Source organism: Gemmatimonadaceae bacterium, assembly GCA_036496605.1.
GTDB lineage: Bacteria > Gemmatimonadota > Gemmatimonadetes > Gemmatimonadales > Gemmatimonadaceae > AG2.
Map to the genome: position 1 here is coordinate 65,481 of DASXKV010000041.1, position 8,176 is coordinate 73,656.

The following is an 8,176-nucleotide window of genomic DNA, read 5'->3' on the forward strand; positions in this document are numbered from 1 at the left end:
CATCGACCCACGGCCAATCTTGCTTTGCTGAGCAAGGTACGATACCTTGGCCGCCAAGGTACACCTCTCCTCGTTGCTACGCACCGGCACGCGCCAGATCATGAATTACGACCGCGAGTTTCTCACCGGGACCGTCGGCGTCCTGATCCTCTCGCTCCTCAGTGAGCGCGCCATGTACGGCTACGAGATGCTGCAGGAAGCGGAGCGGCGCAGCGCGAGTCAGTTCCAGATGAAAGAAGGAACGCTCTACCCCGCGCTGCACCAGATGGAACGCGCCGGGTTTCTCAAGGCGACGTGGCGCGAGAGCGACACCGGCCGCTCGCGAAAGTATTACGCGCTCACGGCAAAGGGCCGCCGCCACGCCGAGTCCAAGCGGCGTCAGTGGGAATCGATATCCGCGGCGATGCGCGCCATCCTCGGAGCCCAACATGGATGAGCGAACACTCACCGAACTGATCGATCGCGTCGTGCGCGACGCGAAGCTTCCGGCCGCGCGCGCGCGTGACGAGTTGCGGCGCGAGCTGGAGAGTCACTTCGCGGACGCGGGCGGCTCGCCGGAGTCGCTGCGCGCCGCGATCGAACGCTTCGGCAGCCCCGAGCTCGTTGGCGGAGCGCTCGAGCGCGCGCATCGACATAATCGCGTGCTCTCCCATATCATCCGCATCCTGGCGGCGTCACTCGCGTCGGCGCTCCTCGCCCTCGTCATTCAGATCGTAGTGAATCTCCGCTTCGATGGCCCGGCGACCCTGGGACTCGCGCCGTCATTCGTGGCCTCCGCCGCGTTTTCGACCATGCTCGTCGTTGCGCTCGTTGCCGCGTGGGAGCTCGACATCGACTCGTTATGCGCTCGCCTCGAGCGGCATCCGGTGCGTCTGCTCGGCACCGTCGCCGCGCTTGCCGCATCGATGGTGCTCTTTCATGCCACGCAGCACGGCTGGGTCCATCCGGCCAAGGCCCTGACCGAGAGCAGCATCGACGTCATCATCTGGACGTGCACGATCGCGATCCTCACGCGCGTCGATCGCGCTTTTGCGCGCGTCTTCACACCCGCCGAGCCATGATCAACTCCCTCGCCAGCGACCTGCGCCAAGCCTGGCGCATGATGAAGCGCAGCCCGATCGTTGCCGCCGTGGTGATCGGATCGTTAGGCATCGGCATCGGTGTCAACACGGCCGTGTTCTCGTGGGTTCAGGCGGTGATCCTGCACCCGCTGCCGGGCGTCGCCGAAGCCGCAAGCTTCCATCTCGTCGAAGCGCGAACGGAGAGCGCTGCGCATCCGGGCTCGTCGTGGCTCGAGTATGTCGATCTGCGTACCCGCCTTCCGTCCATGCCGAACGTGCTCGCCTTTCGGATGGCGCCATTCACGGTGGGCGCCGCGGATCATGTCGAGCGAACGTATGGCCTGCTCGTATCCGGGAATTATTTCTCGGCGCTCGGTTTGCGGCCCGCAGCGGGACGATTTCCGCGGCCCGAGGAAGTGGCGCGTGCTGGCGCCGAGCCGGTGGTCGTGATCTCCCACGAATTCTGGGAGACGCGCTTCAATCGATCACCCGATGCGATCGGGCAGACACTGCGGGTGAATGAGCGTCCACTCACGATCATCGGCGTCGCACCGGAAGGTTTTCAGGGAACCATCCTCGCGCTCGACTTCGACCTCTGGATTCCAGCGACGATGGCTTCGACGCTGTTCGCCGGCAACCGCGAGCTCGAGGACCGAAGCGTGCGCGGTTACAATATCATGGCCCGCCTTGGCCCCGGCGTTACGCTCGCGCGCGCTCAGGGCGAGGTGGACGCCGCGATGCGCGATCTTGCGCTACGGTATCCGCAAACGAACGCCAAGGTCGGCGCCGAAGTGCTTCCCTTCTGGCGTGCACCGCGCGGGCCACAGCTCATGCTCGCGCGGGCCATACTCGTCTTACAGGGCGTGATGCTGCTAGTACTTCTGGCCGTCTGCGGCAATACGGCCAATCTCATCCTCGCCCGCGCCAGCGCGCGCCAGCGGGAGATCGGCGTGCGGCTCGCGTTAGGGGCTGGCCCATGGCGCATCACGGCGTCGCTCCTCACCGAAAGCTTGACGCTCGCGCTCTTCGGTGCCGTTGTCGGCACCGCGCTCGCAGTCTGGGGAACGCAGGCGCTCCGCGCCGTGCCGATGATCGGCGCCTTTCCGATCAAGTTTCAAACGAGCGTCGATGGCGTCACGCTCGCCTTTGCGATCGGCCTCGGCATCGCTTGCGGCTTCATCTTCGGCCTCGTTCCCGCGCTGCAGCTTTCTCGCGTCGACCCGCAGAGCGCGATGCGCGCCGGGATTCACTCCGCCGGTCGCAGCCGCACCCGCAACGCACTCATGTCGACGCAGGTTGCGCTCGCGCTCATCGTGCTTACCGCAGGCGCGCTCTTCTTCCGCAGCTTCCGCGAGAGCGAGACCGACACCGGCTTTCGCCGCAACGGCGTGCTCCTCGCTGCGTATGACCTTTCCGCGCGCAATCCAACCGGCCAGCAGAGTCTCGCCTTCGCGTCGACGGTCGTGGAGCGGCTGTGGGCGCTGCCTAACGTCGATGGTGCCGCCGTCGCCTCTTCTGTTCCACTCGACATTCACGGCTTGCCCATTCGCTCGTTCACGCTCGAGGGACGAGCTCGTGCCGACGCGGCCGCCGATCAGGTGCTGAACAACGTCGTCACGCCGGGCTATTTCAAGACACTGGGCATCCCATTCCGCGAAGGCCACGATTTCGCGGCGCTCACCGATGCGTCGTCACCGGCCCAGGTCATCGTCAACGAAGCATTCGTCCGGCGTTACGTCGCTGGCACGCAGGCGCTCGGACGGCGCCTGGAGTCGCGAGGAAAGACCTATGTCATCGTCGGAGTCGTGCGCACGACGATCAGCGACTCGTTCGGCGAGCGTCCGACGCCATGCATCTACTTCTCCTACCGGGACCGGCCGGCATCGACGGGGGAGATCCATGTGCACACCGCAGGCGGTGCGGAGCAGCTCGCACCCGAGATTCGTCGCGTCGTGCGCGAGCTCGATCCGGGGCTGGTTGTCTATGACATTCGCACGCTCGACGAACACATCGAGAAGAATCTCTTTCTCCGTCGCATACCGGCGCGAATGTTCGTCGTCCTCGGCCCGCTGCTGTTGTTGCTGGCAGCGATCGGGATCTACGCTGTCGTCTCCTACTCGATCTCACGACGCACGGTGGAGATCGGCGTCCGACACGCGCTCGGCGCGTCCGCCCATCGCATCGTCATCGAGATCACACGCGACACGTTGCGCGCGATCGGATCGGGCGCGCTGATTGGATGGATCATCGCGCTGCTGGTCGAAATTCACGCGGCGCGCGGCGTGATCTACTTACCGATCGTGCTCGGCGTGCCGGCGATTCTCTTCGCGGTCGCCGTCCTCGCGTGCTGGATTCCAGCACGTCGCGCGGCTGGCGCCGATCCGGTGCGTGCGCTCCGGAATGACTGACGCGTTGTCATCCTGAGCGAAGCGAAGGATCTAGTGTCCTTAGTTAGGAGCAGGCTTCTAACTACACAGAGTAGATCCTTGACAAGACGACCTATTCGGCGCGCAACGTAATTGCGGGATCCACGCGCGCAGCTCTCCACGCTGGTAGCCAACACGCGATCATCGCGACGCCGGCGAGCAACGCGACGACGCCGATGTACGTGATCGGATCGAGCCGCGACACACCGAAAAGCAGCGTCATGATCCCGCGCGTCGCCGCCATTGCGCCGACGAGCCCGATCAGCACGCCGAGCAGCGTCAAGCTCATCCCCTGCCTCACGATGAGCCCGAGAATGTTGCCGCGCGTCGCGCCCAACGCGGATCGCACGCCGATCTCGCGCGTCCGCTCGGTAACGCGGCCGGCGAGCACACCGTAGATTCCGAGTGCCGCCAACAGCAGTGCCGCGAAAGCAAACGTCTCGATGATGACGAGCGCAAAACGCCGCTGCGAAGCCGTCTTGGCGATGAGTGCATCCATCGTCACGATCCGCTCGATGGGTTGATTCGCATCGACGGACCATACCGCGCGCTTCACACTCGGCGCCATCGCCGCCGGATCGCCGCTCGTGCGCACGACGAGTGACTGTACGTTATCGACCCACCACCACCTTCCCATCGGAACATAGAATGCGGCGGTCTGGCCGAAGGCGAGTGACTCCTGCTTCACGTCGCCAACGACGCCGACGACAACATCCCACGGACGATCGCTTGCCGTCTCCGGACCAAAGCGGACCCGCTGTCCGATCGGATTCTGATCGCCGAATTTGCGCCGCGCGAGCGATTCGCTGATGAGGATGGCTTCTGGCCCGCCACGCACGTCGCTCTCGTCGAACAGTCGACCGCGTCGCAGTGGAATCCCCATCGTGGCGAAGTACCCCGGCGTCACGACGTAGCGAAGCGCGCTCCCGTCTTCGCCGGGCTTCACGCTCGGCGTCGATTGAAATTCGTAACCATACCCATCGAGATCGTCGCTGAGCGGGAGCTGGCTCGTCACCGCGGCAGAGATGACGCCCGGAACGTGACTCACGCTCTCGAGCGCTTGCTCGTAGTAGCGCGCGCGGGCGGTGTCCGAGTGATAGGCATGTCCCGGTTCGATCACCTGCATCGTCAGGAGGTGCGGAGCGTTGAATCCCGGAGCGACCGCGAACAAGCGCTGCAGGCTCCGCATCAACAATCCCGCGCCGACGAGAAGCACGAGCGCGAGCGCGACTTCAGTCACGACGAGCGCGCTGCGTGCGATGCCGCGTCCGCCCGCGGTCCGACGTGAGCTCTGCTGCAAATCGTCGTGCAGCCCCGCGCGCGTGGCGCCCAGCGCGGGTACGAGTCCCATCGTTAGGCCGATCAGCGTCGTTACGACGAGCGCGAATGCGAATACCGGCCCGTTCAGACCCATGGCGTCCACGCGCGGCAGACCAGCCGGGCTCAGCGCAATCAGCGCGCGAACGCCAATCGCGGCGACCTCGAGCCCCAGCAAGCCGCCGACGAGTGCCAGAACGACCGTCTCGGTCAGTACCTGTTGCACGAGGCGCCCGCGACCGGCGCCGAGAGCGATGCGCATCGCGAACTCGCCGCGCCGCTGCGCACCACGCGCAACCAGCAGATTCGTCACGTTGACGCAAACGATCGCGAGCAGCACGAGGACCGCGCCACAGATCGCGAAAAGCATTGGCTTCGCGTCGGTGGCAATGGCGTCCTGCAACGGCTGCACGAGCATCCCGTCACTCATGTTCGCCCACATCGGCCGGGGGAACTCGGGCAACGGCGCGCGGGCAATCATCCGGATCTCGCCGCTCGCGCGCGCGGCGCTCGATGCACGCTGAAGGCGGCCGACGATCCGGTAGTGATGGCCCCACTCACGTGAATTGAATTCTGCCGTGGCCTGCTCCTGGAGCGGCGCCCAGATATCGGCCGACGGCGCAATCACATTCGAGAAGCGCGGCGGCATCACCCCAATGACGAGATACTCATCGTCGTCGAGCATGATGCGCCGGCCAACGAGCGAGCGATCGCCTCCAAATCGGCGTTGCAGCAGCCGGTCGCTCAGGATGACGACCCGTGGGCCACCGACGCGATCGTCGTCACTGTCGAAGTCGCGTCCGACGGCCGGCGTCACGCCGAGCGTGCGAAAGTAGCTCTCGCTCACGCGCTGTCCTTGCAGACGCTCCGGCTCACTCGTGGCCGTGAGCGACGACTGCCAGCGATCGACCGCGGCCAGTGACTGGAACGACCGGCTTCGCACGCGAAGCTCGCCGTAGGTACCGAAGGTGGCGTCGCGCGGCCCGCCGTCCGCACCGCGATCCGCGACGAGTACGAGGCGCTCGGCGTTTGGATACGGAAGCGATGCGAGAAGGATGGGATTCACGGCGCTGAAGATGGCGGTCGTCGCGCCAATGCCTAACGCGAGCGTCAACACGCTCACCACCGTGAAGCCGGGATTGGCGCGAAGCCGGCGGAGCGCGAAGCGCAGATCCGCGAGAAGCATCCAGACGGCGTTCTCCCAACCGTAGGAGCGCACATGCTCACGAACAGCAGTCATGTTGCCGACCTCCAGCTGCGCGGCGCGGCGCGCCGCTGCGGGCTCGAGCCCGCGTGCGACGTAGTCCGCCGTCGTTAGGTCCACATAGTGTTGCACTTCGTCGGCGAGCTCCTGGTCTGCCTCGGTGCGACGCGTGAGCACCCGGAGACCTCGCCTGAGCTGCCGCCAGAGGGACATCGTTTTCAGGCCTCGGCTTTGAGGAGGCGAGCGACGGCGGACGCGCGACGGGCCCACTCCGCCGTTTCGACGTCGAGCTGTTTCTTGCCGGACCGCGTCAATTCGTAAAACTTCGCGCGACGCGCATTCTCGGTTTGCCGCCACGCCGAGTCGAGCCATCCCGCGCGCTCGAGCCGTTGCAACGCGACGAGTAGTGACCCCGGATTCACCTTGAACACGCCGCGCGAAATCTGCTCGACGCGCCGAGCGATGCCGAAGCCATGCATCGGCTGGAGGCTCAGCGTCTTGAGAATGAGCATGTCCAGCGTGCCTTGAATGACGTCGGTGTTCTGCTCGGCCACGAGCTGCTCCGGTTGTCGGGACGACCGGAGGATACGAGCGTACATCTTGACTGTCAAGATGTGACGTTCATGACATCCCACTGAGGACGATGGCGAACTGTCATCGCGAGGGTCGACGCTGCCGCATCGCGTAGCCAACGACACAATCGACGACACCCGTTGCGAAATCGACGGAACTGCTTGCGCGATCGAGTGCAACCTCTCCCCGATCGGCGGCATTGGTTGCCGTACGGACCGCAGCGGTTGCCCGATCGCCTGTGCCGTTCAGACCACCGGCACTGGTCGATGTGCACTCTGCGCCGCCGCTTTGGCGACCGCCAATGAGCGACGCACGACCGAGGGTAACGTTCGGTCGATCGACGCGAGTATTTGCTCGATCGCCGCTGCTCTTTGCTCGATCGCCGCTGAATTCTTACGGATCGGCGCTGGAATTTCAGGGCTTCGCGCTGAGATGTGCTAAATCGCCGTTGCGATCTGCTAAATCGCCACTGGTCTGTGCTCGATCAACGCCGCTGTGTAGTCGATCAACGCTGCTCTTTGCTCGATCGACGCTGCTCTCTGCTCGATCGCCGCTGCAACTTGTTCGATCACCGCTGCAACTTGCTCGATCGCCGCTGCTGTGTGCTCGTTCGTCGCCAGTGTTTCCACTGTCGGCTCTAATACGTGCCCGATCGACGGCAACGTTTGTCCGGTCGACGACAATGTTTGCTGGAGCGACGGTGACACTAGCCCGATCGGCGGTAACGTCTGGTCGATCGACGACAACATTTGCCAGCTCGACGCCAACATTTGCCAGCGCGACGGCAACCTTTGCCAGTTAGGCCGCAACGTTTGCCAGCTCGACGGCAACATTCGCCAGCTCGACAGCAAACACTGCTCGATGGACGGCGATGTTCGAACGATCGACTGCAACGTTCGCGCACTGCACCGCGACGTTTGCACTCTCACGCGCAATGTTTGAACGCTCGAGCGCAATCCTTGAGCGCTCGAGCGCACCCCTTGAACGCTTGCGTGCAACGCTTGCAGGATCGGCAGCAACCTTTGCCGGAGCGGCGACATTGTTTGCACGCTCGAGCGCAACCTTCGCAGGCTCACGTGCAACGTTCGCAGGCTCACGTGCAAGCTTTGTACGCGCGGCGCCAACCTTTGCCGCAGCGGCGGCAACCTTTCCAGGCTCGTGTGTCGCGTCGGCTCCATCGACCGCAACATTGCTGGGCTGTGCCGCACCCTGTGCGCCGCGCATCACACCGTTTCCGAGTCGCACACCAACCTCCCACGCCCGGTCACACCGGTGCGCAACACGCACACCGGCGGCGAGCACACGCTCAACGACGCCGCGTGTGGCAGCTCACCGAAAGAACACCGGCGGGCCAAACTGGAACGCGGCGGCGTTGATAGCGTAGCGGCGTTACAAAAAAAGTTGGCATCCGACTAAGAGGTTTTCAGAATGGCAACGTCTTTAATACGGAGCGCACAAACGAATCGATCAGACTAGTCACAATGCCGTCGCCGGCGTTCCTATCAGTAGGAGGCATGACGACACCACACTCTCGTGAGACAATCGGAGCGCGATCCGCATATCAGTTTTTGGAATTCCGGTGTCTTTATAGGCAC

The 8,176-nt window shown here is 64.4% G+C and carries 7 protein-coding genes; 3 read left to right on the forward strand and 4 right to left on the reverse strand.

What is annotated here, in order from left to right:
- Positions 1-46 precede the first annotated feature (46 nt).
- From VGH98_16585 to VGH98_16595, 3 genes are read left to right on the forward strand one after another with little or no spacing between them, the layout of a single operon-like run.
- Complete coding sequence (locus tag VGH98_16585; protein ID HEY2377598.1) at positions 47-436, forward strand: helix-turn-helix transcriptional regulator; 390 nt, start codon at positions 47-49, stop codon at positions 434-436.
- Entirely contained in the window at positions 429-1,061 is a 633-nt protein-coding gene (locus VGH98_16590; GenBank protein HEY2377599.1) for a hypothetical protein, read from the forward strand. The genes VGH98_16585 and VGH98_16590 overlap by 8 nt, the downstream gene beginning before the upstream one ends.
- Positions 1,058-3,469, forward strand: coding sequence for an ABC transporter permease (locus VGH98_16595; protein HEY2377600.1), 2,412 nt, complete (start codon positions 1,058-1,060; stop codon positions 3,467-3,469). The genes VGH98_16590 and VGH98_16595 overlap by 4 nt, the downstream gene beginning before the upstream one ends.
- Positions 3,470-3,560: 91 nt before the next feature.
- Here the strand turns inward: VGH98_16595 and VGH98_16600 are convergent, their stop codons facing one another.
- The 4 genes from VGH98_16600 to VGH98_16615 form a co-directional block, all read right to left on the reverse strand.
- Positions 3,561-6,221 carry an ABC transporter permease gene (locus VGH98_16600; GenBank protein HEY2377601.1) on the reverse strand — a complete coding sequence of 887 codons (2,661 nt, stop codon included), beginning with the start codon at positions 6,219-6,221 and terminating at the stop codon, positions 3,561-3,563.
- 5 nt (positions 6,222-6,226) lie between these two features.
- Positions 6,227-6,562, reverse strand: a complete 336-nt coding sequence (locus VGH98_16605) for a PadR family transcriptional regulator (protein ID HEY2377602.1) — start codon at positions 6,560-6,562, stop codon at positions 6,227-6,229.
- A gap of 477 nt (positions 6,563-7,039) precedes the next feature.
- Complete coding sequence (locus tag VGH98_16610; GenBank protein HEY2377603.1) at positions 7,040-7,210, reverse strand: hypothetical protein; 171 nt, start codon at positions 7,208-7,210, stop codon at positions 7,040-7,042.
- Between the two features lie 169 nt (positions 7,211-7,379).
- Positions 7,380-7,826 carry a hypothetical protein gene (locus VGH98_16615; GenBank protein HEY2377604.1) on the reverse strand — a complete coding sequence of 149 codons (447 nt, stop codon included), beginning with the start codon at positions 7,824-7,826 and terminating at the stop codon, positions 7,380-7,382.
- Positions 7,827-8,176: the final 350 nt, after the last annotated feature.

Bases quoted from the DNA above. Each gene is read 5' to 3' on its own strand.
- VGH98_16590 (HEY2377599.1), top strand. From the start codon at position 429: ATGGATGAGCGAACACTCACCGAACTGATCGATCGCGTCGTGCGCGAC.
- VGH98_16600 (HEY2377601.1), bottom strand. From the start codon at position 6,221: ATGTCCCTCTGGCGGCAGCTCAGGCGAGGTCTCCGGGTGCTCACGCGT.
- VGH98_16595 (HEY2377600.1), top strand. From the start codon at position 1,058: ATGATCAACTCCCTCGCCAGCGACCTGCGCCAAGCCTGGCGCATGATG.